Below are 24,939 nucleotides of genomic sequence, written 5' to 3'. Positions count from 1 at the left end.
GTTTTTACGGCAGTACTTTCTTAAGCAAAAGCTCAAGCGTTGCCACTTCGTCCGCCGTTAAGTTTTTTGTTAATTCCTGGTGCAGGTCTTGTCCTACTAATTGATGACATTGCTCACAAATTGCCGCGCCGTGTTCGGTGAGTTTCACCAGCACACCGCGTTTGTCATTCGGGTTAGGCAGTCTGTCAATCCAGCCTTTGCAGACCAGACGATCGAGCATACGCGTCAAGGCGCCGAGATCGACAGACAACACTTTTTTCAGTTCAACCGGGGTAATGCAGCCCGCACAACGGATAGAGCAGAGCACTTTAAACTGTGCTGCCGTGATATCCAGCGGTGAGAGATAGTCGTTCAACAGACGATCTTTCTTCTGATTGACCATGTAGATCAAGCGCCCCAGTGGGATGATTTCATTGAATAAGTCACTGGTGCTTTTCACAATGGTTGCCCTGGCAAGTAGTTAGTTACGGCAGATAATATTGCCCAGGCAACTATAAGTCAAACGAATGGATTTACCGATCACACGTTTTGCTAAAAGCGAAAAGACGTGCTCTGCATCACATTTCATTTTGTTAATGATAATTACTGGTTATGTCTCTGGTCGATAACGAATGCTTACAGCGCCAGAATGGCTAACTTCATGGTTTTCCACTTATACTTGCCGCTAATACATGAGTGAAACAGGAATGACGGCCAATATGATGGATTTGTTTAAAGCAATAGGGCTGGGGCTGGTGGTGATTCTGCCACTGGCGAATCCGCTGACGACCGTCGCGCTGTTTCTCGGCCTTGCCGGGAATATGAACAGCGCAGAACGCAATCATCAGTCGCTAATGGCTTCGGTTTACGTGTTTGCCATCATGATGGTGGCCTACTATGCAGGCCAACTGGTGATGAATACTTTCGGTATCTCCATTCCAGGTCTGCGTATCGCCGGGGGCTTAATTGTGGCGTTTATCGGTTTCCGCATGCTGTTTCCGCAGCAAAAAGCGCATGAATCGCCGGAGGCGCGGAGTAAGTCGGAAGAGCTGGAAGACGAGCCGACCGCCAATATCGCCTTTGTGCCGCTGGCAATGCCAAGCACGGCGGGGCCAGGAACCATTGCGATGATTATCAGCTCCGCCTCAACGGTGCGCCACGGCACTGATTTTCCGGACTGGGTGATTACCGTCGCGCCGCCGCTCATCTTTGCGCTGGTCGCAGTGATCCTGTGGGGATGTTTACGCAGTTCCGGGGCGATTATGCGTCTGGTGGGCAAGGGCGGCATTGAAGCCATTTCCCGCTTGATGGGCTTTCTGCTGGTTTGTATGGGCGTGCAGTTTATTATTAACGGCGTGCTGGAAATTATTAAAACCTACTGATCAAAAAGCCCGGTCGCGATGACCGGGCTGTCTGTCAGGAATGCTGCGGCTGTTCTTCTAACGAGACCGGCCATTTACGGAAGATAATCACCGACCAGATCAGCGCGGCAAGCGCCGGAACGGCACCCACATAGCCAATGGTTGACATTGACCAGTGCAGACTCACCTGATTTCCCACCAGCGCGCCCGCGCCAATACCAATATTGAAAATGCCGGAAAACAGCGCCATCGCCACATCCGTGGCATCCGGGGCCAGCGCCAGCACCTTCACCTGCATCCCGAGGCCAATCACCATGATAGCAATCCCCCAGAAAATGCTCAGGACAGCCAGATGAGATTCACTGTCAGCAGCAGGTAACAGCAGTACCAGACAGGCCAGCAGCAGCGCGATGGCGATACTGATGAGCGCCGAGGCGTGGCGATTGCCGAGCTTCCCAAAGATGACGCTGCCGATAATGCCCGCACCGCCCAGCACCAGTAACAGTACGGTGGCGAAATTCGCGCTCAGCCCGGCAACGGTTTGCACAAACGGTTCGATATAGCTATACGCCGTGTAGTGCGCCGTCACTACCACCACAGTCAACAGATAGAGGCACATCAGCGCCGGACGGCGGAACAGCAGCGGCAGACTTTTCAGTGAGCCGGAATGTTCACTTGGTAATTTCGGCAGCAGCTTGATCAGGCAAATCAGGGTAATTAACGCGCCCATCCCGATGGCAAAGAAGGTGGTTCGCCAGCCAAAATACTGACCAACAATACGACCGAGCGGTAAGCCCAGCACCATCGCCAGCGCCGTTCCGGTGGCAAGTAAACTTAATGCCTGAGCGCGTTTGCCCGCCGGGGCAAGGCGGATAGCGAGTGAGGCGGTAATCGACCAGAAGATCGCGTGTGCAAAGGCAATCCCGATACGGCTAATCACCAGCACGGTGAAGTTCCACGCCAGGAACGAGAGCACATGACTGGCAATAAACAGCGCAAACAAGCATATCAGCAGCTTACGCCGCTCAACCTGACTGGTCAGCAACATGAACGGCAGGGACAACAGCGCGACAACCCAGGCGTAGATCGTCAGCATGATCCCGACCTGTGCGGTCTGCATATTAAAACTCTGAGCGATGTCGGAAAGCAGACCCACGGGGACAAATTCGGTGGTATTGAAAATAAACGCAGCAATAGCCAGCGTAACGACCCGTAACCACGCGACTTTGCGGGAAACCGTTTGAGTTGTCATAAAAATGAATCGGTTCGTTGCGAAAAGGAGAGGATGCGATCTTAAAACGTTTGCTGATGAAAAGACAACCGTTTTGTGATTCAGATCCCGTTTTTAGCTCTGTTCCGTTAACAGCTCAATGAACGCCTCCAGTTGGCGCATTTTCGCCCCGCGCCGCCAGACCAGCCAGGTGGTCAGCCAGCGCCAGTTCCCGGACAGCGGCCAGGCGTCGACCTGCTGATGTCCGGGCATACTTTCCAGCATCGAACGGGGGATCAGCGCGATACCCGCACCGGCAATCACGCAGGCCAGCATGCCATGATAGGACTCCATTTCGTGGATCGTGCCCGGCATTGCCCGATCGGCATGAAACCAGTTTTCGAAATGGCGGCGATAGGAACAGTTCGCGCGAAAGGCGTAAATGTTACTGCCGTTGACCTCGCTGGCGCGGGTCACCGGCGCGTGACCATGCGGCGTGACCACCATCATCTCTTCCTGATATACCGGCATCCCTTCAAGGCCGGGGTGGGTAATCGGTCCGTCCACAAAGGCCGCATTGAGATGACCTTCAAGCACGCCGTCCAGCATGTTGCCAGAGGGGCCGGTCGCCAGAGAGAACTGGATTTTGGGGTAGCGCTGATTGTAACGGGCAAGCGTGGCCGGTATGCGCACGGCGGCCGTGCTCTCCAGCGCGCCCAGCGAGAATAGCCCCTGGGGTTCATCACCGGCGACGACCATTCGCGCCTCGTCAACCAGCGCGAGTATCTGCTGACTGTAGCGCAGAAAGTTGTGCCCGGCGGGGGAAAGGCGCAGGCGCTGATTCTCGCGAATAAACAGATCGACGCCGAGATCCGCCTCCAGTTGGCGAATGCGGGTGGTGAGATTGGAGGGGACACGATGCACCTTCACCGCCGCCTGGGTGATGCTGCCCGTTTCGGCGACCGCGTTAAACATCTCCAGTTGGGTCAGATCCATAGCTTTCTCTTTTCGTGAATGGTTTGGTTAATATTATTCATTTTCCGGAAAGAGTAAATGTGTCCATGATGATGACATCAAGAACGACGGAGAGACTGTATGACGATTTCACCGGCAACCCATGCCATTTCCATCAACCCGTACAATGGCGAACGTCTTTCAGCGCTGCCGTGGTCTACGGCCCAGGACATTGAACAGGCGCTACAGCTTGCGGCTGTAGGATTTCGTGACTGGAAACAGACCACGGTGGCGTATCGGGCGCAGAAATTACGCGACATCGGCCAGGCATTACGCGTGCGTGGCGAAGAGATGGCGCAGTGCATTACCCGTGAGATGGGCAAACCAATTAAACAGGCGCGTGCAGAAGTGGCAAAATCAGCGGCGTTGTGTGACTGGTACGCAGAACATGGCCCGGCGATGCTGGACGCCGAACCCACACAGGTGGAAAACCAACAGGCGGTGATTGAGTACCGTCCGTTAGGTACCATTCTGGCGGTCATGCCGTGGAACTTTCCGTTGTGGCAGGTGCTGCGCGGGGCGGTTCCGATTTTACTGGCCGGGAATGGCTATCTGCTTAAGCCTGCGCCAAATGTTACCGGCTGCGCAAAAATCATCAGCCAGGTCTTTACTGATGCGGCGATACCCGCTGGCGTTTACGGCTGGCTGAATGCGGATAATCAGGGCGTCAGTACATTGATTAACGATGCGCGGATTGCGGCCGTGACGGTGACCGGTAGCGTACGTGCCGGGGCGGCCATTGGCGCTCAGGCCGGTGCAGCATTGAAAAAATGTGTGTTGGAGCTGGGCGGTTCCGATCCGTTTATCGTGCTTAACGACGCCGATCTGGATCTGGCGGTGCAGGCGGCGGTGGCCGGACGCTATCAGAATAGCGGGCAGGTTTGTGCGGCGGCAAAACGCTTTATTCTCGAAGAGGGGATCGCAGAGTGTTTTACCGAGCGCTTTGTCGCTGCTGCCGCCGCACTGAAGCAGGGCGATCCGCTGGCGGAAGAGAGCGAACTTGGGCCGATGGCGCGTGCCGATCTGCGTGACGAGTTGCATCAGCAGGTGCAGGCTACGATTGCCGAAGGCGCTCAGCTACGGCTTGGCGGCGAGAAGCTATCCGGAGCCGGTAACTTTTATCCGGCTACTGTGCTGACCAACGTGACCCCTGAGATGACGGCGTTTCGCGAAGAACTTTTCGGACCGGTTGCGGCGATCGCCGTGGCGAAGAGTGCTGAACATGCGCTGGAACTTGCAAACAACAGTGACTTCGGTCTGTCGGCGACCCTTTTTACCGCCGATGAAGCCCGGGCACTGGAGATGACCGCACGTCTGGAATGCGGCGGTGTCTTCATCAACGGCTTCAGCGCCAGCGATGCCCGGGTGGCGTTTGGTGGGGTTAAGAAGAGCGGTTTTGGTCGTGAACTCTCGCACTTTGGTCTGCATGAATTCTGTAATGTGCAGACCGTCTGGAAGAACCGACGCTAATCTTTCTGGCGCTCTGCGGGGCGCCTTGTCACATTTCTGCCATAGTTTTGTCATTTACGCTTCGTAGACTCGCGTTTAACGTGTTGATACTGAAGAATATTATGAACTTAACTCAAACTTTTCGTCGCGTTATGCGCCGTTTTCTGCCTCAGCAGTTTGGCCTGTTAACCGGGATTTTTTGCATTATCGCGCTGTTTTCCGTGCTGCAAATGACGTCATCACTGATGCTGTCGTTTTCTGTCAGTCAGGCCAGGGAAAACGAGCAGCGTAACCAACTGGCGTTGCGTCAGCAGACAAAAGTCGAAGAGGCGCGGATCGCGCTTCTGACCGCCAGCGATCTGCTCAATCGGGCGGGGGTCTACTTTATGCAGGATGCCGCCACGGGTTCTGAAGGTAGCTGGCAGCCGTTGATCGACGAAGCCCGGCAGGCGTTAACCCAGTCAACAACCGCGTGGCAGGCGTGGCGCGAAATGAACCCGCAGGCGGACGACGGGCTGGTTGAGAGTTATCAGCGCTTTAGCGGCGGTATCCAGGAGCAGGTGACAGGGTTAAGTAAGACGCAGTCGATCGATGCGTTCTTTGCAGTACCCATTCAGGCGTTTCAGGCCGACTTCAACGATAACTATGCCAGAGTGCAAAAGGTCACTGCGCAGGCGCGGGAAAGCGGACGACAACAACTGCTGGATCGTCTACTCGATCTCCAGCATCTGTTCTTATTACTTCCGGTAATGCTGTTGGCCATTGCGATCGCGGTCTGGTGGGGAATGTCGCGCTGGGTGATTTCTCCGCTGCGCCGGTTGATCGCACATATCGATATTCTGGCGGCAGGCGATCTCTCACAGCCGATTCCTGCCGTACCTGGGTCTAACCGGGAAGTGTCGCAGCTCCACGTGCGTATTGGCGCGATGCAGCAGGGACTACGTGAGCTGGTCCAGCAGGTCAGTGAGGCAACGACGGCGATGGCTGACAATATCGAAAGGCTGGCGCAGAACAATACCCGCTTGTATCAGCAGTCGGCGAAACAGAACGAAGAACTGAATAACGTCACCTCGCATATTTCTGTACTGGAAACGCACGTTGAAGATAACAGTGGGTTTGCCCAACTGGCGAATCAGCGTGCGGAGGAAGCACGCGCCATTGCGGCTGGCGGTGACCGAATGATGGATACCGTGAATCGTTCAATGCAGGCGATTGTGACGCGCTCGGCGGAGATGCGCGGAATTATTGCGCTGATTGACAACGTCGCCTTCCAGACTAACATTCTGGCGCTGAACGCGGCCATTGAAGCCGCCCATGCTGGTGAGCAGGGACGCGGTTTTGCAGTGGTGGCAAGAGAAGTGGGGCTGCTGGCGCGTAAGAGCAGTCAGTCCACGCAGGATATTCAGGCGCTGATCTATCACTCTCTGCAGGGGATTGAAGAAGGATCGAGCGCGGTGACGCATCTGGAAGAGAACTTACAGCAGGTGATCGCGCTGGTGGAAAATCTGGGTGCCTCGCTGAATGATATCTCCGCCGCGACGCTGCATCAGGGAACCCGGATCCATCAGATGACGCGTCAGCTACAGGCGCTGAACCTGGTCGCTCGTGACACCCGCGAACTGGTGGATACGGCATCCGCCTCCTCGCAGCAGTTGCATCATGAATCGCACCAGTTGATTCACGCCGTGGCGAGATTCCGACTTCCAGCCTGACGTGGGGTATTCCGCTCTGCTATACTCGCAGCCCTTTTCAGACCGGCAGGCAAGGAGCGTGGTGTGGCAATCACCCTGGACAATTCAATTTTAGAGACCATTCTGGCGGAGGTTCGCCCGCTGATTGGTCAGGGCAAAGTGGCGGACTATATTCCTGCGCTGGCCTCGGTTGAGGGTTCCCGACTGGGTATTGCGATTTGCACCGTGGACGGTCAGCTTTGGCAGGCCGGGGATGCGGCGGAACGCTTTTCCATTCAGTCGATTTCAAAGGTGCTCAGTCTGGTGGTGGCGATGCGTCACTATTCAGAGGATGAGATCTGGCAACGGGTGGGGAAAGATCCGTCCGGTTCACCGTTTAATTCGCTGGTGCAGTTAGAAATGGAGTACGGCATTCCGCGTAATCCGTTTATTAATGCCGGGGCGCTGGTCGTCTGCGATATGTTACAGGGGCGACTCAGCGCACCGCGTCAGCGTATGCTGGAAGTGGTTCGCGCGCTGAGCGGCGTGCCTGATATCGCGTATGATGCGGTGGTGGCCCGTTCAGAGTTCGAACATTCCGCCCGTAATGCCGCCATTGCCTGGCTGATGAAATCCTTCGGCAATTTTCATCATGACGTGACGACGGTCCTGCAAAACTATTTTCATTACTGTGCGCTGAAAATGAGCTGTGTGGAACTGGCGAAGACGTTTGTCTTTCTGGCGAACCAGGGGAAAGCGTTTCATCTTGATGAGCCCGTGGTGACGCCGATGCAGGCGCGACAGATAAATGCGCTGATGGCGACCAGCGGAATGTATCAGAATGCCGGGGAATTTGCCTGGCGCGTTGGCTTGCCAGCGAAATCGGGCGTTGGTGGGGGGATTGTGGCGATAGTGCCGCATGAGATGGCGATCGCCGTGTGGAGTCCTGAACTGGATCCGACCGGGAATTCACTCGCGGGTATCGCGGTGCTTGAACAGCTAACACAACGTTTAGGACGCTCAGTTTACTGATGAACACGTTTGATCCGCTTTTTGCCCGTCTGTCGCGCTCGCCGTTTCGCTCCCGCTTTCGACTGGGCACGAAAGAGAGACAGTATTGCTGGGATAAAGGGGCAGAGGTTATCGATCGGCATGCTGCGGATTTTGTGGCGAAGCGACTTGCGCCAGCCACACCGGTCAATGATGGCAAACAAACGCCGATGCGCGGTCATCCGGTATTTATCGCCCAACATGCCACGGCGACCTGCTGTCGCGGCTGTCTTGCCAAGTGGCATAATATCGCCCAGGGACAGCCGTTGAGCGATGAGCAACAGCAGTATGTGGTCGCTGTTATCCATCACTGGTTAGTGCTTCAAATGAATACACCGTAATAATTAAATGGTTACGTTAATCCCATAAAATAAGCGTGGTTTATTGCTGGCGGAGTTAACAAATAAAAATGTTAACGCGGCAGGAGGACGGCTACCTTTGAGAATAATTCATGCTATTCTCTTAAATATTATAACCATTACGCAGAGATAATTGCCTACGGCAATTATATGGATAGATATTTAATGCACGTACTCCACATTCCTCCTTTCCGGCTGTTTCAGGAAGGTCATCCACTGCGTAACGCCAGCGTTATTTTTGCCTTAACCACACTGTTCTACTTTATTGGCGCCGAGCTGCGTCTGGTGCATGAGCTCTCGCTGTTCTGGCCGCTCAACGGCGTGATAGCCGGGGTTTTCGCACGCTACGTCTGGCTTAACAAACTGCATTATTACGCTGTCAGCTATGTTGCCATGCTGGGCTATGATGCGATCACCACCGAGTGGGGATGGGCGTCGTTGGTCATTAATTTTTCCAACATGGTGTTTATCGTGATTGTCGCCCAACTGGTGATCCGCGATAAACGACTGGGGAAAAATAAATATGAGCCCATCAGTGCGTTACGCTTATTTAATTACTGTCTGATTGCGGCACTGTTCTGCGCAATAATTGGCGCGATGGGGTCTGTGGGTATCGACCGACTGTCATTCTGGCCACTGGTGGCTGACTGGTTTAGCGAACAATTCTCGACCGGGGTGCTGATTGTGCCCTGTATGTTGACGTTGGGTATTCCCGGAGCGGTGAAACGTTTTAAACCCGAACAGCTAATGCCCGTGGTGGCGTTAATGATTTCGGTACTGGCATCGGTCATTATTGGGGGGGCCGGAAGCCTGGCCTTTCCGTTGCCGGCACTGATCTGGTGCGCCGTGCGCTACACCCCGCAGGTCACCTGTCTGCTGACCTTTATTACCGGCGCTGTTGAAATTGTGCTGGTGGCCAATTCGATTATCAATATCGCGGTGGAGTCACCGCTGTCTACGCCGCAGATGTTCTCTGCGCGACTGGGCATTGCCACAATGGCAATTTGCCCCATTATGGTTTCGGTCAGCGTTGCGGCGATTAATTCCCTGATGAAGCAAGTTTCCCTGCGCGCCGATTTCGATTTTCTTACCCATGTCTATTCTCGTTCCGGACTCTATGAAGCGCTGAAGCGTCAGGAGTATCCGCGCTCGCAGCATATTACCGTCATGCTGCTGGACATCGACTACTTCAAGAGCATTAATGACAACTTCGGTCATGAATGTGGCGATCGGGTACTCAGCGTGTTTGCGCAGCGTATTCAACAAATTATCGGCGACCGGGGACTGGTGGCGCGTATGGGAGGGGAAGAGTTTGCCGTCGTGGTTCCCTCAATACATCCGGAGGAAGGGATGTTGCTGGCGGAAAATATTCGCAACGCTGTCGCTCGTGATCCCTTTACCTGGAACCAGCAGAATATCTATCTGACGGTGAGCATTGGCCTTGGGAATGGCTGTATGGGTTCCCATTTGCTGACGGACGTATTCAACAAATTGATGGTTGAAGCGGACGAGTGTTTATACCGTTCGAAGAATGAAGGTCGTAATCGGACCAGCGACCGCCGGACGGATAAGACAGTTTTCGCTGGAAGCGATCTGGCATAACAATATCCTATGTCACTGCCCGTTGTGTTATCACAATGTTAAGTGCATGGTGTTGTCTCAATAAAGGAGACAACATGACCCTGGCAAAATCCTGTTATGTGCTGGATGCGGCAGCCATCGAGGCGAGAATTGATGAGCTCTGTGACGTCCTGACCGACTGCGTGACGCGCGGCGCATCAGTCAGTTTTGTTTTACCGTTTACACACTCAAAAGCACGTGCATTCTGGCATGACGTCGCGCAAAGCGCGGGCAGAGGGGAGCGCGTCGTTCTTGTGGTCGACAACCCCTCAGGCGTGATTGTCGGTACGGTGCAACTCATCCTCCAGCAGCCGGAAAATCAACCTCATCGCGCGGACGTGGCGAAACTTCTTGTTCACTCCAGCGCGCGTCGCCAGGGATTAGCCCGTCAGCTGATGACTGCGCTGGAAACGTGTGCAATACAGCAGCAAAAAACGCAGCTGGTACTCGATACCGCTACGGGAAGTGATGCTGAGTTGTTCTACCACTCTTGTGGCTGGCTCAAAGCCGGTGAGATCCCTGATTATGCGTTGATGCCCGATGGAAAGCTGACCGGCACCACGCTTTTCTATAAATCTCTATAAATAGTTGTCATGAATTGATCAAAACAGGGTTTTACTCTCGTAAAGTTTTGCTAACCTGTTCTACCAATTTAATCAGGTTGTATGACTAATCGAAAGGGAACCCATTGTGAAAACACTTAACCGTCGCGATTTTCCCGGTGCTCACTATCCTGAACGCATCATTCAGTTTGGTGAAGGTAACTTCCTTCGCGCCTTTGTTGACTGGCAGGTTGATCTGCTGAATGAACATACCGATCTGAATTCGGGTGTGGTCATTGTTCGACCTATTGAAAGTACATTCCCACCTTCACTCAGTACGCAGGATGGCCTTTACACGACAATCATTCGTGGTCTGAATGAACAGGGAGAAGCCGTCAGCGATGCCCGTCTGATTCGTTCGGTGAATCGTGAAATTAGCGTTTACGGTGATTACGATGCGTTCCTGAAACTGGCGCACAATCCTGAGATGCGTTTTGTGTTCTCTAACACCACGGAAGCGGGCATCAGTTATCACGCCGGTGATAAATTTGATGATGCGCCAGCGGTAAGTTATCCGGCGAAGCTAACGCGTCTTCTGTTTGAACGCTACAGCCACTTCAACGGCGCGCAGGATAAAGGTTGGATCATCATCCCTTGCGAACTGATTGATTATAATGGTGATGCGCTGCGTGAACTGGTGCTGCGTTATGCGCAGGAGTGGGCACTGCCAGCGGCATTTATCACCTGGCTGGATCAGGCAAACGTCTTCTGTTCCACGCTGGTGGACCGTATCGTTACGGGCTATCCGTGCGATGAAGCGGCGCAGCTGGAGACCGAACTGGGCTATCACGATGGTTTCCTTGATACTGCCGAACACTTCTATCTGTTTGTGATCCAGGGACCGAAATCACTGGCAGCAGAACTGCGTCTCGATAAATATCCGCTTAACGTTCTGATTGTTGACGATATTAAGCCGTACAAAGAGCGCAAAGTCGCTATCCTTAACGGTGCGCACACGGCGCTGGTACCGGTGGCATTTCAGGCCGGACTGGATACGGTCGGCGAGGCGATGAATGACACCGAAATCTGCGCCTTTGTGGAAAAAGCGATTTATGAGGAGATCATCCCGGTTCTCGATCTGCCGCGTGATGAGCTGGAATCCTTTGCCAGTGCGGTAACCGGACGTTTCCGTAACCCCTACATTAAGCACCAGTTGCTGTCGATTGCGTTGAACGGGATGACCAAGTTCCGCACCCGCATTCTTCCGCAGTTGTTGGCAGGGCAGAAGGCGAACGGCCAACTCCCGGCTCGTCTGACCTTCGCATTAGCCGCCCTGATTGCTTTCTATCGCGGTGAGCGTAATGGGGAAACGTATCCGGTTCAGGACGATGCGCACTGGATCACCCGTTTCCAGCAACTCTGGAGCCAGCATGGCGATCGCCAGATGACGACTCAACAATTGGTGAGTCACGTTCTGGCGGTAGAAGAGCACTGGGAACAAGACCTGACGAAAGTGGCAGGGCTGGTTGAGCAGGTGGCAGCCGATCTCGATGCGATTCTGTCAAAAGGAATGCGTGAAGCGGTGAAACCGTTGTGCTAAAACAGTGACCCGGCTAAGGCCGGGTTTCTTATACGATCGTTATAGTTACAACATACAATGTGATTAATACTATTTCCCCCAATGCAAGTCCTGTGCATGAAAGGGTCTTTCAGCGAGAAACAGGTGACAATGTCACGTGTAACGTGCTTGAATGTTTGATCCAGATCACGTTTAATAGCGGGATTCGTCTCTTTCCAGAAAACCGTCATGATCGTTCGTCCCCAACAGCACTGGTTACGCCTGATATTCGTCTGGCACGGCTCCGTACTGGCAAAAATCTCTTCCCGCTTGCTGCTCAATTTTCTGCTGTCTATTGCCGTGATCGTCCTGCTGCCGTGGTATACGATGCTGGGTATCAAATTTACCCTCGCACCGTTCAGTATTCTCGGTGTGGCAATCGCTATCTTTTTGGGCTTTCGCAATAACGCCTGTTATTCCCGTTATGTCGAGGCGCGTCAACTCTGGGGACAACTGATGATCGCGTCTCGCTCGTTGCTGCGGGAAGTCAAAACGGTATTACCGGATGACCGCGAGTTAGGGCAGTTTGTCCGGCTGCAAATCGCCTTCGCTCACTGTCTGCGCATGACGCTGCGGCACAAACCACAGGCTGAGCCGCTGGCGAAGTATCTTAGCACGGAAGATCTGCAACGTGTGTTTGCCTCTCACTCTCCGGCAAACCGCATTTTACTGATGATGGGGGAATGGCTGGCGATACGTCGTCGCGACGGACAGCTTTCGGATATCCTGTTTCATAGTTTAAACAATCGATTAAATGACATGTCCGCCGTTCTTGCCGGTTGCGAAAGAATCGCCAATACGCCGGTGCCGTTTGCCTACACGCTAATCCTTCATCGCACCGTTTATCTGTTTTGCATCATGCTGCCTTTCGCCCTGGTGGTGGATCTGCATTACATGACGCCTTTTATTTCGGTCCTCATCTCCTACACCTTTATCTCTCTGGATGCACTGGCGGAAGAACTGGAAGATCCGTTTGGGACAGAGAACAACGACTTGCCCCTTGATGCTATCTGTAATGCCATCGAAATTGATCTGCTGGAGATGAATGATGAATCAGCCATTCCAGCTAAACTGATGCCGGATAAGCACTACCAGTTGACATGAAAGAAGGGAACCTTCCAGTTAATGAACGACAGACTGTGCGTGTCAATGCGCTAATGCCGGTTTTCAGGATTATCTTATTATCGATGATTGAATTTCAGATAATGACCGCATAATTTCTGTACGAACATAAATAACTCTTGATAAGGGATTTAAGGCGTTCTTAAAACATCCGCATGCCATCAGTGCATATCAGGATGTTAAACGATGATCAGGAGGATTATCTATGAACGCTATTCAATCAGGAATGAACACGACCCCACACGTTGATATAAAGAAGTCGACGCCGTCACTCGTATCAATAAAGTCTCTGTCACCATTGCCGGCTATTCAAGGATTGTTACTTGCCACCACTGGTCTTATTGCCCCGACAGGACTGCTGGCGGAAGAGGTACGTTGCGAAAGTGAATCGGCAACATACTGTGTTGAGAAAAAACTTAAAGCAGCAAATAACGTCATGGCAACCTGGACGCCTACGGCTCCGGACAGTGATGTTCTTATCAATAAAAATGCCCATGTGATTTTATCTGCTAAAGAGAATAACGAACTGGGTTGGCGTGAGTTTGGTTCCCTGACTGTCGGTGAAGGCACAAAAGGTGAACTCACAATAAGAGGACGCACCATTAAATCATCTGAAAGCGCGATTGGTGATGGTGCTGTCGGTATTGTGACGCTAACCGAAGGTGCGCAATGGGACCTCAGTGGCGAGAATTTGTTTGTCGGCAAAAATAACGGCGATGGAACATTAACGGTTAATGAGGGAAGTCAGATCACTAATATCGACGAACTGCGTATTGGCGAGTTTTATGCTGATGCAAAGGGGCTTACCACCATAGAAGGTGAGAATTCTTCGATCCGTTCCGGCTGGACTGTTGTGGGCGATCAGGCAGAAGGCCGACTGGATATTTTGAATGGTGGGCAACTCTTTGTTCGTGAACATATGAATATTGGCTATGTCGGCAAAACGCTCACCACGAATCGCAAAGGAAACGGCGTCGTCAATGTCGAGGGTGAAAATTCACTTTTAGAGGTCGGTACATCGCTTATTTTGGGGGGCTTTAAAACCACGCCAAATGATGCCAAAGGCGAACTCAATATCAGTAATGGCGGCAAAGTTAAGGCAGGAGAGAAAATCAGGCTCGGTATTGGGACAGGAAGTATCGCTACAATCAATATCGGTGGTAAACCCGGTGAAACCGCACAAGAAGCAGGATCTATCGAGACGCCGCTCATTGTACTGAGCGACACAAATCAGAATAACAGTACCGCAACACTGAACTTCAACCACACCAGCGATGATTACTCTCTGAATGCAGCAATAGAAGGCTACGGTAATGTCAACCATAGCGGACCCGGCCGGACGCAACTGAGCGGCGATAATCGTTATACCGGAAATACTCACATCAGTCGCGGAACGCTCAGCGCTGGAAGCGTCACAGGTTTTAGCCCGAATTCTGATTTCACAGTCGGGGACGGTGCCACGCTCGATCTTAACGGTTACAGTCAAACCATTCAGTCACTTCAGCTTGGTGGGACGCTGAGCTTTGGCGATCCGCTGGTCAACCGCGATGCTCTGGCGCTGTCCAGCAGTGTCCTGACGGTCAGGGGCGATTATGCCAGTGACAATGGCTTACTTATCCTGAACACCACGCAGGATCAAGTGCAGCAAAAACCGGTGGTTAACCAGCTTAATGTTTCAGGAAGCACCACAGGAACAACCCGGGTCGTGTTGAAGGAATTAGGCAGTGTCGCCGTTGGTGATCTGAACGGTGCGCGAGTTGTCCAGGTGGCTGGAGATTCTACGGGTGAATTTGTTGCCCAAAACCGTCTGGTTGCCGGGGCGTATGACTACGCGCTTTTACGCGGAGTTGAAAGTGAAAATGATGACGGGATCATGGATTCCAACCACTGGTATCTGGTCAATACCTGGGCGCCCGTCGACGATACCGATCCCATAGATGAACCTGACCCGATTATCGAACCGAAAGAGGGTGATCAGAAGCCCTTGCCTACGCCGTCCCCAGGCATCGAGCGCGCATCCGCCGTGGTGATGCGCCCGGAAATGGGAGCGTACCTGGCTAACCGCAGGGCGGCTAACACCCTGTTTGCTACCCGTTTGCACGACAGGTTAGGTGAAACGCAGTATATCGATCCGATCTCCGGGGAAACGCGTGTCACCAGTCTGTGGCTACGTAATGTCGGTGGGCATACTCGTTTTCATGACCGTTCAGGGCAGTTAAGCAGTCAAAGTAATCGTTATGTGGTGCAGATTGGCGGCGATCTGGCTCAATGGAGTTCCGGTCAGGAGGATCGCTGGCATCTTGGTGTCATGACGGGTTATGCCAACAGTCAGAGCAATACCCGGTCATCATTATCCCATTATCGTGCTGACGGCACGGTTTCGGGTTACAGCGCAGGCTTGTATGCGACCTGGTATGCCGATAACGCCGCGAAGCAGGGGACCTGGATAGACGCATGGGTGCTCTACAACTGGTTTGATAACACGGTGCGCGGACAATCTCTGGCGGAAGAACGCTATCGCTCGAAAGGAGTGACCGCGTCTCTTGAGATGGGACATACCGTTAAACTGACTGAACAACCGCGACTGAGTTACTGGTTGCAACCGCAAGCACAGCTAATCTGGATGGGCGTCTCTGCCGACGATCATCGTGAAGATAACGGCACATGGGTGCGGGATAAAGGGAAGGGTAATCTACAAAGTCGTCTTGGGGTAAAAGCTTTTATGCAGGGCTACTCTATTCGCGATGAAGGTAAAGATCGACTCTTTCAGCCCTTTGTTGAGTTGAACTGGCTGCATAATACGCGTAATGATGCGGTCTCAATGAATGAGATCAGCAGCTCGGTCGATGGAGCGAAAAATATTGCAGAACTCAGAACGGGCGTCGAGGCGAAAATAAATTCGCGCCTGCATCTGTGGGGAAATATTGGTCAGCAGATCGGCAGTGAGGGATTTAGCGATACCCAGGCAGTGCTTGGTTTGAAGCTGCGCTTTTAAAACTTAAACCCGCGCATTCTGTAGGATGCGCGGGGATGTCTCTATCATCAACACTTCCCTGATCTATTAACGAAAAGTGTGAATTAATAGACTGCATCACTCTATTACCTGACGAATAACGCAGGAAACCTCCGTTACAAGGTAATTAAAGTGATTTATCGCAGGCTCATTGAGATCAAATAAATCCACTCTATTTGCGTGATAAATGTATTGGACACTTTTAATCCACCTGATATTCAGGCCAATCAGTATCAAGGGAACGCAATGTTTATTAATCCATCGTCCTCCACCATGAAAAGACGCGTGGAGCACCGTTTTCACATGCCCGAGGAAATCCAGCATTTAGGGGAAATGCCGCTGTTCAGAGCCGTTGCCTGGTGGGGATTTCTGCGCAATAAAGAGTTTTCGCGCCATGACGTAAGCCAGGCATTTCATATTGACTTGCGCCGGGCCAGCGGGATTCTGCATTATCTCTGTCACCGCCACGACAAACGCGACATCGAATTCAGCGTTCGCAAGACGGCGGTGCAAGGCGGACATTGTCAGCTATTAGTCAAAATACACTCTCCGGCGACGACCGGAATCTTAACGGCACCGCCTGCCAAAGCGACACCTGCAACTCGTCAAGCAAAGAAGCGTACCGCAACGGACGATCGTCAGCTTTCACACTGGCTATTATCACGGCCGACAGGGAATAATAAAGCGAAGCTGGCCGCCTGGAAAGCAGCCTGTCCGCTGAGAGAGTGAGATCAGGACTGGCGACGCGCAATCAGGAATAAGCGCGGAAATGCCAGTAATATCTGACCATCTTCCTGAAGTGGGTATTGCTCTTGTAATAGCTGATGATAGCGTTTCAGGAACCGTTGCTGCTCGTGTTCATTGAGATCCTGCAGCCACGGGCGTAACCCTGTCGCACTGACCCAGTCAATAATCGCCTGATGTGAACGCATCCTGTGATAATAGGTTGTGCGCCAGATATCTACCTCGCATCCCGCTTCGCTCAGAATGTCGTAATACGCGTGAACGCCGGGCAGGGCGTCGCGACCGCGATTCGGATAGTCCTGTTCGTAAGCAACCTCGCGCATCAGCACATGCGAAGGCTCCAGCCAGTTATCCGGCATTTGTACGGCCAGAATACCGTTGTTATTCAGCAGGTTGACCAGGTGTGGAAACAGATCATAGTGATCGGGGATCCATTGCAGCGAGGCATTAGCGTAAATGACATCGGGCGGTGTGACGGGTTGAAACTGGCGAATATCCGCTTCAACAAAATGACAATTTGGCAAAGCCTTTCGCGCCTCGTCCAGCATTGCCGGGGAGGTATCCACGCCAGTAATGCTCGCGCCAGGCCAGCGCTGTTGCAGTAACGCGGTACTGTTACCGGGGCCACATCCCAAATCAACCACAGAAGAGACAGGCTCAAGTTGAATTCTGGCCAGCAGTTCTGCGGCGGGTCTTGAACGCTCTGCACCATATTGCATATACAGCGCCGGATTCCAGTCGGACATCATCAATTCTCCTGTCAATGATTTAGCTAAGTGTGCACAAGGTATGAACTATACTAGTTTAGTATTGCCATCGCCCGGGAAGGAAATTCCTTATGAATAAAACCGATATCAAAGGTGGTATCGACATCGCGATGAAGGTCCCATCACATCAGTATCAGCAGACGATTGATTTTTATCGGAATATTATTCGGTTACCCGAAATTATCGATAAGCCGCCGGCAGTGGGATTTGAACTCGGGCCGAACAAACTCTGGATTGATGAAGCTCCGGGACTTAGTCAGGCAGAACTCTGGCTGGAATTATTCACGCCCAATTTTAGTGATGCAGAAAAGTATATCGAACAATGTGGCGTAGTCCGTTGTGATGCCGTCGAACTGTTACCCGACGGTTTCAAGGGCGGCTGGATCATGAATCCGTGCAACATTGTTCATATGCTAAGAGAGCCGGAGGCCTGGTGAGTTGAATATAATTTATCGAAGAGGCTGCAGCGAACTCCGTTTCTGCCGCAGCTTAGCGTCACTGCTGCGACGGAGGCTGTATTTCGGCCTTTCGGGTATTTTCCATCTCTGTTAGAGAATAAAGGTCTATACGTACGCGGGTATACTCATTGTCCAGACCGGATTTTTCATAGACAAACTGGGGAGGGTGGTTAGATTTACCTGGCGCATTTCTATAGATGCCCACCAGAGCACAATTTTCAGTCAGAATGATATTCTGCGATAAAATCGTCGGGATAAGATAAATTTCAAGCATGCTACTTTCAGGCAGCTTTACCGCAAATGACCTGATTTCAGATATGGATTCATTGATTTTGGATTTATAGTAATCCCGCGCTTTTCCATTTTTTTTGCACAAAAATGACTGAGCATCAGATTCAGGATCGATAAGGAAAATTATCGTCTTTTTGTTTGATTTTGTTAGCCTTTTTGCAAAATCGCCAGCGTTAACAGATAGAAAATTCCTGCCGTCATTCATAGCAATATGCAACTCTTCGGCACCCAATATATCAATTCCTAAGATATCCAGATCGTTCCGGTACTCAATTTTTTTTATCCCTATCTTATCCAGCGATATCAGGTTAGGGAACTTGTTATTAATTAACTCTTTGATTTCATAGTTGGTTTTACTGGTGATGACTTTGTTGATATAAAAGGTGATAGTAAAGCCAATGAAAATGGTTGTCCCTAAGGGGATCGTTATTTTTTGTACAACATCAGGTAAATCCATTAAAACTGGAATGATGGTGAATACGATGTAAAGAATGACTCCCCATAATGCCAAAAACTTTTTGAATATATTTACAATTGAGTCCATTTTAAATTTATAACCTTATGCAATCCATCTTACCGTTTAACAACCGAGTAATCATATCACTGAGGTCATCGCGTTTTACCGACACTGTCCGCAGAATGTAAATCTCATCATGTGGAGCAGTGAGGCTTATGCGAAATGTAGTGGCGGTATGAATTCAAAATGGATCTGAATCATCGACGATGCAGGTTGCAGAGTTAGAATTCATCATGGCAAAACCTAATGCGACAGAAGGTTTGTCGGCATCAGAGGGACTGGCGAACGCTTGCAATCAGCAAGACAATGACGGCCGAAGAACGCCGGATTCTTCCTTACTCTATTTAAGTGCGCATAATGTACGACTCGTTATGTTGAAAAGGCCGCTGCGAAAATCGAATCCCGCAGCGGCCTCTTTAGCATAACGTCATTGTGCGAACCAAAATCTTTTAGATTTTATTTTCCGCAAGCAGGGCAGACGTTTGCATCACCAAATTGCATTGTAGTGCTTTTATTCACACTAAAACTTTCGAACCCTTCACGTAAGGATTTTTTTTCACCATTAAAAAGATATGTTGTAAATTCTTTTTTCTCCGCATCAGTCAATTGAAGCCAGAGAGCTTTGACTTGATCTACTTTATAACTCATTTGTTTCTCCTTTATTTCACGAGATTGCCACAATTTGTGCAACCTTTCCGCTTGTTAAATTTAGTCGGTATTTTATTGCAACGTACGCATTCTTTATTTTTCTTTACCAGAATATCGAACATAATCCGTTTCTTATCATTATTGCTAACATATTTTTCATCTTCCTTAGCATTGAAGTCATCTTTTGATTTTATCACTGAAAACAGATGGTTAGCGGGTTGTTGGTTGCCTGCCTTTGATTTGAACATGCTCGACAGTTCGCCATACAAATCAGTTAGGAGTTTATTGAAAGAGTATGATTCCAGATAACGAGATAAATTTTCATCAGTCTTCATGACCAGTGTGTATAAATTAGAAAGCAAGACTATCACTGATAATATCCCTGTGCCCCAAACTAAAAAATCAAAGTATTTAGAGCTGTGATCAACCGATGCGTATCCGCCAACTAGAACCGGGAGGGCAAATGATAGATATTGGTTTATTTTTAAAAGTCGTTCACTTTTTTTGATTTTAGTTTTTAAGTAGTCAGCTGTTCCCTCTGCGTAAAATTTCCTGAGGTCCATTTCTTCATTCGGTTGCATACTCATCTTCACCTTTCACAATATCAAACATATTTTTACCCCAAAATAGCGTGGGCTTAAATTATAAAAAAACCTTTAAATTCAAATAATTGATATTCACCAGTAATATGAATTCCTTCTGTGCCACCAATAAAGCAGACCGTATCCGACGATAAGAATCCCGAAGAACATCAGAGACATTCCCCAGCCAGTTCCGTACCATGAAACCATATCATCGAAAACCAGCCCACCCGTTTCACGAACTCCGGCAGCTTCCTTAAGAATTGGTTTGAATACCGGAATCAGAAGGGCGATCGCCAGTGGAGCACACCAGCGAACAAGGCCTGTTTCCATTTTGATCCCGAAAAAGATCCCCGCTCCGACAACAAGCAGCCACACTATCAGGCCAGGCGCAGTTTCCAGTGCTGTTTGCCATTCAACATCGAAAGTTTTCATTAGCCAGGCAACAACTGCCAGACAGAAAGCAAATACGCCCACGACAACCAGTTCAACGCCGCTTGTATCGTTATTTCTACTCATCCTTTTGATCCTTTTTCATTGTTCAAAATTCGCACAATAAAGAACGTGCAGTGTTGGTAATACTGCACGTTTGTCTCATTCCTGAGACTGTTAATCCTTTTACTCTTCGCCAGATACCGCTTTTTTCATAAACATTTTAGTACTATAAGTATATGAACTTAAGGCAGAAACCTGTCTTGCGAGTGCCAGAATATCTTGTTTTTCCAGTGTCCTGATGTTCCACACGATGAAATTATGTGCGTTAGTGGTTTCTTCATCAGTACATCCATCCGCAGAAGTAATTAGCTTCCGCTCGGTAGCTTCTTCTTTAACATCAAGAGCATAGCCATAAGCTAAGGTGTTTAAGTCTGCACCAGTAATTTTAGCTATCTGAATTATGTCACTGAATTTAGGTTCAGTTTTGCCGGACGCTATCCTGACCAGCGTACTCACGCTAATGCCAGTCTTCTCGGCCAGTTCTTCATAAGTCGAGTGTTCCAGAATTACCTTTTTGATACGTTCTGCTCTCAGTTTGTCCGCCATAACTTCATGCTCATTGTTGCCCATCTACTTGGCTCCATCTTAACAGTGGTTTTTCAATAGTTAGATTTGATGCTCATTTCTGACAATTTAAACATTGCAAATGTATTGACTGTCAGATCTGAGCATATTACATTGTGACCATTCAATCTGCTCACAAATGACTATTGACACATATTTTGATGGGTGTGACTACTTATGATCGACTGGTTTACCGGAATCCTGCCTTGCACACACCGACCGCTACCGGCTGGTAGTGTCGTCAGCGTCGATGCTGACGGTGCAGTGGAGTGGGAAACAGTAAAACGGTTGACCGTTCGCGGTTCGTATGAATCCACAATGAAAGTAAGGTCTGTTGGATCTGATGGCGAAGGTCGGGCAACACATCTCTATATTGACGGCAATCCATCAAAGTTTTTGCAAGGTCATTCTGTTATCGGTTCCGACGATTTGCAAGGGTTGGTATTAACAGCTTACGCCAGAATATTGGCATTACTACATATTCCTCACGATCTTCCATCCTATCGGCAGGTAATGGCAGGACAATTTAAGATCTCGCGCATCGATATCAACTATATGTATTCATTGTCAACATTAGAAAATGTCCGCGCATGGTTATATGCCGCAGAATTTAAAGCGAAAACTCGCCACGGTCGCGCCTGTGGTAAAGGTGGTACTGTTTACTTAGGGAAAAACTCCCGTCGTTGGAGTTTGAAATTTTATTCAAAATATGATGAACACACATCTGGTAAAAAAGGGCACCAGATGGCAGACGAATTCGTTAAAGCTGGTTTACTGGACTGGTCAAAAGATAAATTACGCATTGAATTAACATTAAGAACAACTGAATTAATTGATTTGAATCTTACGCTTGGTAATAGCTGGAATATTGAGACGCCCAATAAATTATTCTCTGACTATGTAGGGAGAATAGAAATGAATCAAAATACTATATTAACTGATGAAAAAATAATTAATCTCCCAAGAAAAATACAGTCTACATATTTGTTGTGGAAGCAGGGCGCGAACATGAAAGAGATGTTACCGAAACCTACATTCTACCGACACCGTAAAGAATTACTTTCTTTCGGAATAGATATTAACTTTTATTGTGAGTCACCGGATTCTAATAACGTTGTTCCGTTGGTTCGTACTCTTGAAGCCAAACCAGCCAAAATTCCATCATGGGTTTATGAGAAAGGTTTAATTTTCGATTATAACCGTATTTCACATGCCAGTAACTGGCATTAAAGGAGAGTGATATGTCTAATTATGGTCTTTTTGTAAAAGGTAAAATGCTTGGTGCTCGCCAGCGTAATAAGGTCAATGGTCAGGGATACTATAATGAAATTGGTGTTGGCTTAGAGATCCCTGATGGTTTTGGCGGCACTAAGCAAGACCAGATTATTATTCGTGTATCTCAGGCTCTTGTTAATGCCGGTGTAATGAATCAGGCAAATAATTTTATCGGTAAGTTAGTCCAGATACCTGTATATGTTCGCGTCTGGTCAATGGAGGGGAGGGAAGGAGTAACTTATAACATTTCATCAGATGGCGGCATTACTGAAATAAAAGGCTGATTATGGATACATCAGGTTTCGATATTCAGTTTGATAATCATATTCCTGAAAATGGTTACCGTATTGAAGGTTATTTATGTAATGCGAACAATGCAAAAGAATGTCAGGCAATAATGGTACGTTCTGAACCATTTCATCAAATTGATTATTCTGCAATGGGAAATTACTGGACATTAGGTTTTAGCTCTGTCCTGCTGCTCTGGCTTTTTTCTGTAGGGGTGGGACAGGTAATAAAGATGGTTCGTACTGCTTGAATGCGAACCTTTAACATGTAATGGAGATAGAGTTATGTTTAAAAAAATCGTTAGTTTTCTGGCTGTACCTGCATTAATGGCTGTTTCTGGCGCGACTTTCGCCGCAGAAGGAGCGGCATCAGGTGGTGTTGATTTATCGCCGCTGACGAACAGCATTGATTTCAGTACAGTTCTGGTTGCGATTATGGCCGTTGCTGCTTCACTGGTAACACTTTATGCCGGTGTCGCTGGCGTTCGCTGGGTATTGCGTACCGTTAAATCCGCATAAATTCATTATTCATGGGCGATGCAATATCGCCCGTTTTACTTGAGGTTATTATGGAGATTGAATTATGGAAATTGGGTTCCCTTTTATGGGGGATCGTCTCAGCTTATGTCGTTATTCTTGGGCTAAGAGGCTGACGGTTTATTCCTTTATTTTTTCCTTTCTCTGGGTTTCCTTTCCCCGATATTCATATTCATTTGTACCAGTAATTGCAGCAGTGGCTGCGCGGGCTGTTATTCCTAAAGTCGTTGGCCGGGTGCTTGTTCGTCGCTTTGCTGCTAATGATGCGATTTATACGGCATCACAGCTTACAGCAACACGTGTTTTTGTTGGCCGCGCTGCGGCTAATGCTGCCGAATACTTGCCTGCTGCCTCATCATACAAAATGAGCGGTGTTGCGACGTGGGCGGGTATTGCTGCTGCTGTATCATCTTTTGTTCCGTCTTCTTTGAGTTCATCTGACGGCTCGGTAATGGTAATGACTAACGGTAAAAAGATCTCTGATAATTTATATGAAGTAACGTACAGTGGTCAAAGTGGTGAAACCAAGACGATAACCGTTAATTTTGAACCACAGGAATTAAGCCCGGTAATCGTTCATGTTAGTCGCAATAATGTGGATGCAGGTTCTCCAGTTGTAGGTGTTGAAACAGGATATTCCACACCAGAGAATGCGCTTTATTATTATCAGGATTCGAAAGAATTAATTTATTACTATGGTGATAATCCAACCGAAATCGCCAGAAATTATCTTAATGACTATAACTCACGGGCTTATACCGAAACACTAACGAATTTTGAACGCACTGTAACGAATAAAGTAGTAAACAGTAATGGGGATGTTTCCTTTACTGAACAGGATTATAAGTTTACTTATCCTTCCTCATTTTATGAAATACCTGAGATTACACACCTGTACAGCAACCCGGCTGCATCTTCATTTCCTGCGGGTATTCCCATGTATGAAAATGTAGCAGGGCTTCCCATGTATTACAGCGTTGCTTATTTAACGGCAGGCAAGCAATATCAATATCACAACACACCTTGTAAAACGACTAATCAGTCAAATGGTGGTTATTCGACAATTTGCGCCGTTCCTGAAAAAGAGGATTACACCGTAAAAGATATTAATGAAAAGAGTGAGCTTACTATCTGGACTAATACTAAATATAAAGCCATGACGGAAGTACTGGAGGCCGGAAATATTGAGTCCATGATTGATTATCTGGAGTATCTTGATAGTGTCAGTGTATCGCCAGCGCTTCTTGCCGACATGATTAACGAGCTATGGTCTGAAGCTGCCGTGAATGCTGATTATAACGGCTTACCGTTTAAAGAGGTCTCACCGGCTGAAGTAACTTCTGCAATTTCGGAACTTAGGCTATCTCCTACGTTATTAGATATGCTTTCGCCTGTATCTGACAGTGCCGGAGCTGACGTCAATATTGATATTACCATCAATAATAACTCAGGGTCTGACACGGGAAATAATGGCAATATAGATTTGGGAGAAGATCCTGGTGTAAAAGAGCCTGAGCTTGAAGAAACGCCAACGGCAAGAGATATTTTAACGCCAATCATCAACCTGTTGCCTTTTACAAAAGAATTTAACATCGGCTCTCGTTCAGCATCCTGCCCGGTTGTTGAATTCAGTGTGTTTAACCATCAGTACAGAATTGACTCCCATTGCCCGTTAATTGAGCAGAACAGAAGCGCCGTTGAAACCATATTTCTGATTATATGGGGATTTGTTGCGCTCCGTATTATTCTGAGTGCCTAAAGGAGTGCA

At 49.2% G+C, this 24,939-nt stretch carries 26 protein-coding genes; 17 read left to right on the top strand and 9 right to left on the bottom strand.

Features of this window, described 5'->3' with window-relative positions:
* Positions 1-4: 4 nt before the first annotated feature.
* Positions 5-439 (bottom strand): multiple antibiotic resistance transcriptional regulator MarR, encoded by a 435-nt coding sequence (gene marR / locus WM46_RS07075; protein WP_061077477.1) that lies wholly within the window; start codon positions 437-439, stop codon positions 5-7.
* 259 nt (positions 440-698) lie between these two features.
* Here marR and WM46_RS07070 point away from each other — a divergent pair, with 259 nt between their 5' ends.
* Positions 699-1,361, top strand: coding sequence for a MarC family NAAT transporter (locus tag WM46_RS07070; protein ID WP_061077478.1), 663 nt, complete (start codon positions 699-701; stop codon positions 1,359-1,361).
* A 34-nt stretch (positions 1,362-1,395) separates the two neighbouring features.
* On the opposite strand, the gene WM46_RS07065 is transcribed toward WM46_RS07070, so the two are convergent.
* Together WM46_RS07065 and ptrR are read right to left on the bottom strand one after the other, a co-directional pair.
* Entirely contained in the window at positions 1,396-2,592 is a 1,197-nt protein-coding gene (locus tag WM46_RS07065) for a sugar transporter (RefSeq protein WP_102601844.1), read from the bottom strand.
* 93 nt (positions 2,593-2,685) lie between these two features.
* Positions 2,686-3,546, bottom strand: a complete 861-nt coding sequence (ptrR, locus tag WM46_RS07060; protein ID WP_102601843.1) for a putrescine utilization regulator PtrR — start codon at positions 3,544-3,546, stop codon at positions 2,686-2,688.
* A gap of 99 nt (positions 3,547-3,645) precedes the next feature.
* Here ptrR and sad point away from each other — a divergent pair, with 99 nt between their 5' ends.
* The 10 genes from sad (at position 3,646) to WM46_RS07010 (ending at position 16,736) form a co-directional block, all read left to right on the top strand.
* Positions 3,646-5,034 carry a succinate-semialdehyde dehydrogenase gene (gene sad / locus WM46_RS07055; RefSeq protein ID WP_102601842.1) on the top strand — a complete coding sequence of 463 codons (1,389 nt, stop codon included), beginning with the start codon at positions 3,646-3,648 and terminating at the stop codon, positions 5,032-5,034.
* 101 nt (positions 5,035-5,135) lie between these two features.
* The gene (locus WM46_RS07050) at positions 5,136-6,725 is read left to right on the top strand and encodes a methyl-accepting chemotaxis protein (protein ID WP_102601841.1); all 1,590 of its coding nucleotides are present in this window, start codon (positions 5,136-5,138) and stop codon (positions 6,723-6,725) included.
* A 63-nt stretch (positions 6,726-6,788) separates the two neighbouring features.
* The gene (gene glsB, locus WM46_RS07045; protein ID WP_102601840.1) at positions 6,789-7,715 is read left to right on the top strand and encodes a glutaminase B; all 927 of its coding nucleotides are present in this window, start codon (positions 6,789-6,791) and stop codon (positions 7,713-7,715) included.
* Entirely contained in the window at positions 7,715-8,074 is a 360-nt protein-coding gene (locus WM46_RS07040) for a DUF4186 domain-containing protein (RefSeq protein ID WP_061077484.1), read from the top strand. Before glsB ends, WM46_RS07040 begins: the two co-directional genes overlap by 1 nt.
* A 183-nt stretch (positions 8,075-8,257) precedes the next feature.
* Positions 8,258-9,694, top strand: coding sequence for a diguanylate cyclase (locus WM46_RS07035; protein ID WP_102601839.1), 1,437 nt, complete (start codon positions 8,258-8,260; stop codon positions 9,692-9,694).
* A gap of 74 nt (positions 9,695-9,768) precedes the next feature.
* On the top strand, positions 9,769-10,296 hold the full coding sequence (locus WM46_RS07030; RefSeq protein ID WP_102601838.1) for a GNAT family N-acetyltransferase: 528 nt from the start codon (positions 9,769-9,771) through the stop codon (positions 10,294-10,296).
* A gap of 106 nt (positions 10,297-10,402) precedes the next feature.
* Positions 10,403-11,854, top strand: coding sequence for a tagaturonate reductase (locus WM46_RS07025; RefSeq protein ID WP_102601837.1), 1,452 nt, complete (start codon positions 10,403-10,405; stop codon positions 11,852-11,854).
* A gap of 207 nt (positions 11,855-12,061) precedes the next feature.
* Complete coding sequence (locus WM46_RS07020) at positions 12,062-12,976, top strand: bestrophin family protein (RefSeq protein ID WP_102601836.1); 915 nt, start codon at positions 12,062-12,064, stop codon at positions 12,974-12,976.
* A gap of 223 nt (positions 12,977-13,199) precedes the next feature.
* Entirely contained in the window at positions 13,200-15,989 is a 2,790-nt protein-coding gene (locus tag WM46_RS07015; RefSeq protein WP_102601835.1) for an autotransporter outer membrane beta-barrel domain-containing protein, read from the top strand.
* A 264-nt stretch (positions 15,990-16,253) separates the two neighbouring features.
* The gene (locus WM46_RS07010; RefSeq protein ID WP_102601834.1) at positions 16,254-16,736 is read left to right on the top strand and encodes a CaiF/GrlA family transcriptional regulator; all 483 of its coding nucleotides are present in this window, start codon (positions 16,254-16,256) and stop codon (positions 16,734-16,736) included.
* Between the two features lie 2 nt (positions 16,737-16,738).
* Here WM46_RS07010 and tam read toward each other — a convergent pair whose 3' ends face one another.
* Positions 16,739-17,497, bottom strand: a complete 759-nt coding sequence (gene tam / locus WM46_RS07005) for a trans-aconitate 2-methyltransferase (RefSeq protein WP_061078035.1) — start codon at positions 17,495-17,497, stop codon at positions 16,739-16,741.
* A gap of 92 nt (positions 17,498-17,589) precedes the next feature.
* On the opposite strand from tam, the gene WM46_RS07000 reads away from it, so the two are divergent.
* Entirely contained in the window at positions 17,590-17,955 is a 366-nt protein-coding gene (locus WM46_RS07000; protein WP_102601833.1) for a hypothetical protein, read from the top strand.
* A gap of 58 nt (positions 17,956-18,013) precedes the next feature.
* Here the strand turns inward: WM46_RS07000 and WM46_RS06995 are convergent, their stop codons facing one another.
* The 5 genes from WM46_RS06995 to WM46_RS06970 all read right to left on the bottom strand — a co-directional run bounded on the left by WM46_RS06995 (position 18,014) and on the right by WM46_RS06970 (position 21,078).
* On the bottom strand, positions 18,014-18,811 hold the full coding sequence (locus tag WM46_RS06995) for a hypothetical protein (protein ID WP_102601832.1): 798 nt from the start codon (positions 18,809-18,811) through the stop codon (positions 18,014-18,016).
* 429 nt (positions 18,812-19,240) lie between these two features.
* Positions 19,241-19,432, bottom strand: a complete 192-nt coding sequence (locus tag WM46_RS06985) for a hypothetical protein (protein ID WP_020802192.1) — start codon at positions 19,430-19,432, stop codon at positions 19,241-19,243.
* A gap of 11 nt (positions 19,433-19,443) precedes the next feature.
* A complete protein-coding gene (locus WM46_RS06980; protein ID WP_187394462.1) occupies positions 19,444-20,013 on the bottom strand; it encodes a mobilome CxxCx(11)CxxC protein in 570 nt (189 codons plus the stop codon).
* A 96-nt stretch (positions 20,014-20,109) separates the two neighbouring features.
* Entirely contained in the window at positions 20,110-20,532 is a 423-nt protein-coding gene (locus WM46_RS06975) for a hypothetical protein (protein ID WP_102601829.1), read from the bottom strand.
* A 99-nt stretch (positions 20,533-20,631) separates the two neighbouring features.
* Positions 20,632-21,078, bottom strand: coding sequence for a helix-turn-helix domain-containing protein (locus tag WM46_RS06970; RefSeq protein WP_187394461.1), 447 nt, complete (start codon positions 21,076-21,078; stop codon positions 20,632-20,634).
* A gap of 171 nt (positions 21,079-21,249) precedes the next feature.
* On the opposite strand from WM46_RS06970, the gene WM46_RS06965 reads away from it, so the two are divergent.
* The 5 genes from WM46_RS06965 (at position 21,250) to WM46_RS06945 (ending at position 24,930) form a co-directional block, all read left to right on the top strand.
* Positions 21,250-22,302 carry a phage/plasmid replication protein, II/X family gene (locus WM46_RS06965; protein WP_097293424.1) on the top strand — a complete coding sequence of 351 codons (1,053 nt, stop codon included), beginning with the start codon at positions 21,250-21,252 and terminating at the stop codon, positions 22,300-22,302.
* Positions 22,303-22,313: 11 nt separating this feature from the next.
* Positions 22,314-22,631 (top strand): DNA-binding protein, encoded by a 318-nt coding sequence (locus tag WM46_RS06960; protein WP_000073835.1) that lies wholly within the window; start codon positions 22,314-22,316, stop codon positions 22,629-22,631.
* A 2-nt stretch (positions 22,632-22,633) separates the two neighbouring features.
* Positions 22,634-22,885 (top strand): hypothetical protein, encoded by a 252-nt coding sequence (locus WM46_RS06955; RefSeq protein WP_050009897.1) that lies wholly within the window; start codon positions 22,634-22,636, stop codon positions 22,883-22,885.
* A gap of 34 nt (positions 22,886-22,919) precedes the next feature.
* Positions 22,920-23,153, top strand: coding sequence for a hypothetical protein (locus tag WM46_RS06950; protein ID WP_050009898.1), 234 nt, complete (start codon positions 22,920-22,922; stop codon positions 23,151-23,153).
* Positions 23,154-23,367: 214 nt separating this feature from the next.
* The gene (locus WM46_RS06945; protein ID WP_262360491.1) at positions 23,368-24,930 is read left to right on the top strand and encodes a hypothetical protein; all 1,563 of its coding nucleotides are present in this window, start codon (positions 23,368-23,370) and stop codon (positions 24,928-24,930) included.
* Positions 24,931-24,939 lie beyond the last annotated feature (9 nt).

The sequence above is a fragment of the Citrobacter freundii complex sp. CFNIH2 genome (assembly GCF_002880615.1).
In the GTDB taxonomy this organism is placed as follows: Bacteria; Pseudomonadota; Gammaproteobacteria; order Enterobacterales; family Enterobacteriaceae; genus Citrobacter_A; species Citrobacter_A amalonaticus_F.
The sequence above is the reverse complement of the archived record's forward strand: the minus strand, read 5'-3'. Positions and strand labels throughout refer to the sequence as shown.

Coding starts and splice junctions, on each gene's coding strand:
- WM46_RS07070 (WP_061077478.1), top strand. CDS start 699: ATGATGGATTTGTTTAAAGCAATAGGGCTGGGGCTGGTGGTGATTCTG.
- WM46_RS07065 (WP_102601844.1), bottom strand. CDS start 2,592: ATGACAACTCAAACGGTTTCCCGCAAAGTCGCGTGGTTACGGGTCGTT.
- ptrR (WP_102601843.1), bottom strand. CDS start 3,546: ATGGATCTGACCCAACTGGAGATGTTTAACGCGGTCGCCGAAACGGGC.
- sad (WP_102601842.1), top strand. CDS start 3,646: ATGACGATTTCACCGGCAACCCATGCCATTTCCATCAACCCGTACAAT.
- WM46_RS07050 (WP_102601841.1), top strand. CDS start 5,136: ATGAACTTAACTCAAACTTTTCGTCGCGTTATGCGCCGTTTTCTGCCT.
- WM46_RS07040 (WP_061077484.1), top strand. CDS start 7,715: ATGAACACGTTTGATCCGCTTTTTGCCCGTCTGTCGCGCTCGCCGTTT.
- WM46_RS07035 (WP_102601839.1), top strand. CDS start 8,258: ATGCACGTACTCCACATTCCTCCTTTCCGGCTGTTTCAGGAAGGTCAT.
- WM46_RS07030 (WP_102601838.1), top strand. CDS start 9,769: ATGACCCTGGCAAAATCCTGTTATGTGCTGGATGCGGCAGCCATCGAG.
- WM46_RS07020 (WP_102601836.1), top strand. CDS start 12,062: ATGATCGTTCGTCCCCAACAGCACTGGTTACGCCTGATATTCGTCTGG.
- WM46_RS07015 (WP_102601835.1), top strand. CDS start 13,200: ATGAACGCTATTCAATCAGGAATGAACACGACCCCACACGTTGATATA.
- WM46_RS07010 (WP_102601834.1), top strand. CDS start 16,254: ATGTTTATTAATCCATCGTCCTCCACCATGAAAAGACGCGTGGAGCAC.
- tam (WP_061078035.1), bottom strand. CDS start 17,497: ATGTCCGACTGGAATCCGGCGCTGTATATGCAATATGGTGCAGAGCGT.
- WM46_RS07000 (WP_102601833.1), top strand. CDS start 17,590: ATGAATAAAACCGATATCAAAGGTGGTATCGACATCGCGATGAAGGTC.
- WM46_RS06995 (WP_102601832.1), bottom strand. CDS start 18,811: ATGGACTCAATTGTAAATATATTCAAAAAGTTTTTGGCATTATGGGGA.
- WM46_RS06985 (WP_020802192.1), bottom strand. CDS start 19,432: ATGAGTTATAAAGTAGATCAAGTCAAAGCTCTCTGGCTTCAATTGACT.
- WM46_RS06980 (WP_187394462.1), bottom strand. CDS start 20,013: ATGCAACCGAATGAAGAAATGGACCTCAGGAAATTTTACGCAGAGGGA.
- WM46_RS06975 (WP_102601829.1), bottom strand. CDS start 20,532: ATGAGTAGAAATAACGATACAAGCGGCGTTGAACTGGTTGTCGTGGGC.
- WM46_RS06970 (WP_187394461.1), bottom strand. CDS start 21,078: ATGGGCAACAATGAGCATGAAGTTATGGCGGACAAACTGAGAGCAGAA.
- WM46_RS06965 (WP_097293424.1), top strand. CDS start 21,250: ATGATCGACTGGTTTACCGGAATCCTGCCTTGCACACACCGACCGCTA.
- WM46_RS06960 (WP_000073835.1), top strand. CDS start 22,314: ATGTCTAATTATGGTCTTTTTGTAAAAGGTAAAATGCTTGGTGCTCGC.
- WM46_RS06955 (WP_050009897.1), top strand. CDS start 22,634: ATGGATACATCAGGTTTCGATATTCAGTTTGATAATCATATTCCTGAA.
- WM46_RS06950 (WP_050009898.1), top strand. CDS start 22,920: ATGTTTAAAAAAATCGTTAGTTTTCTGGCTGTACCTGCATTAATGGCT.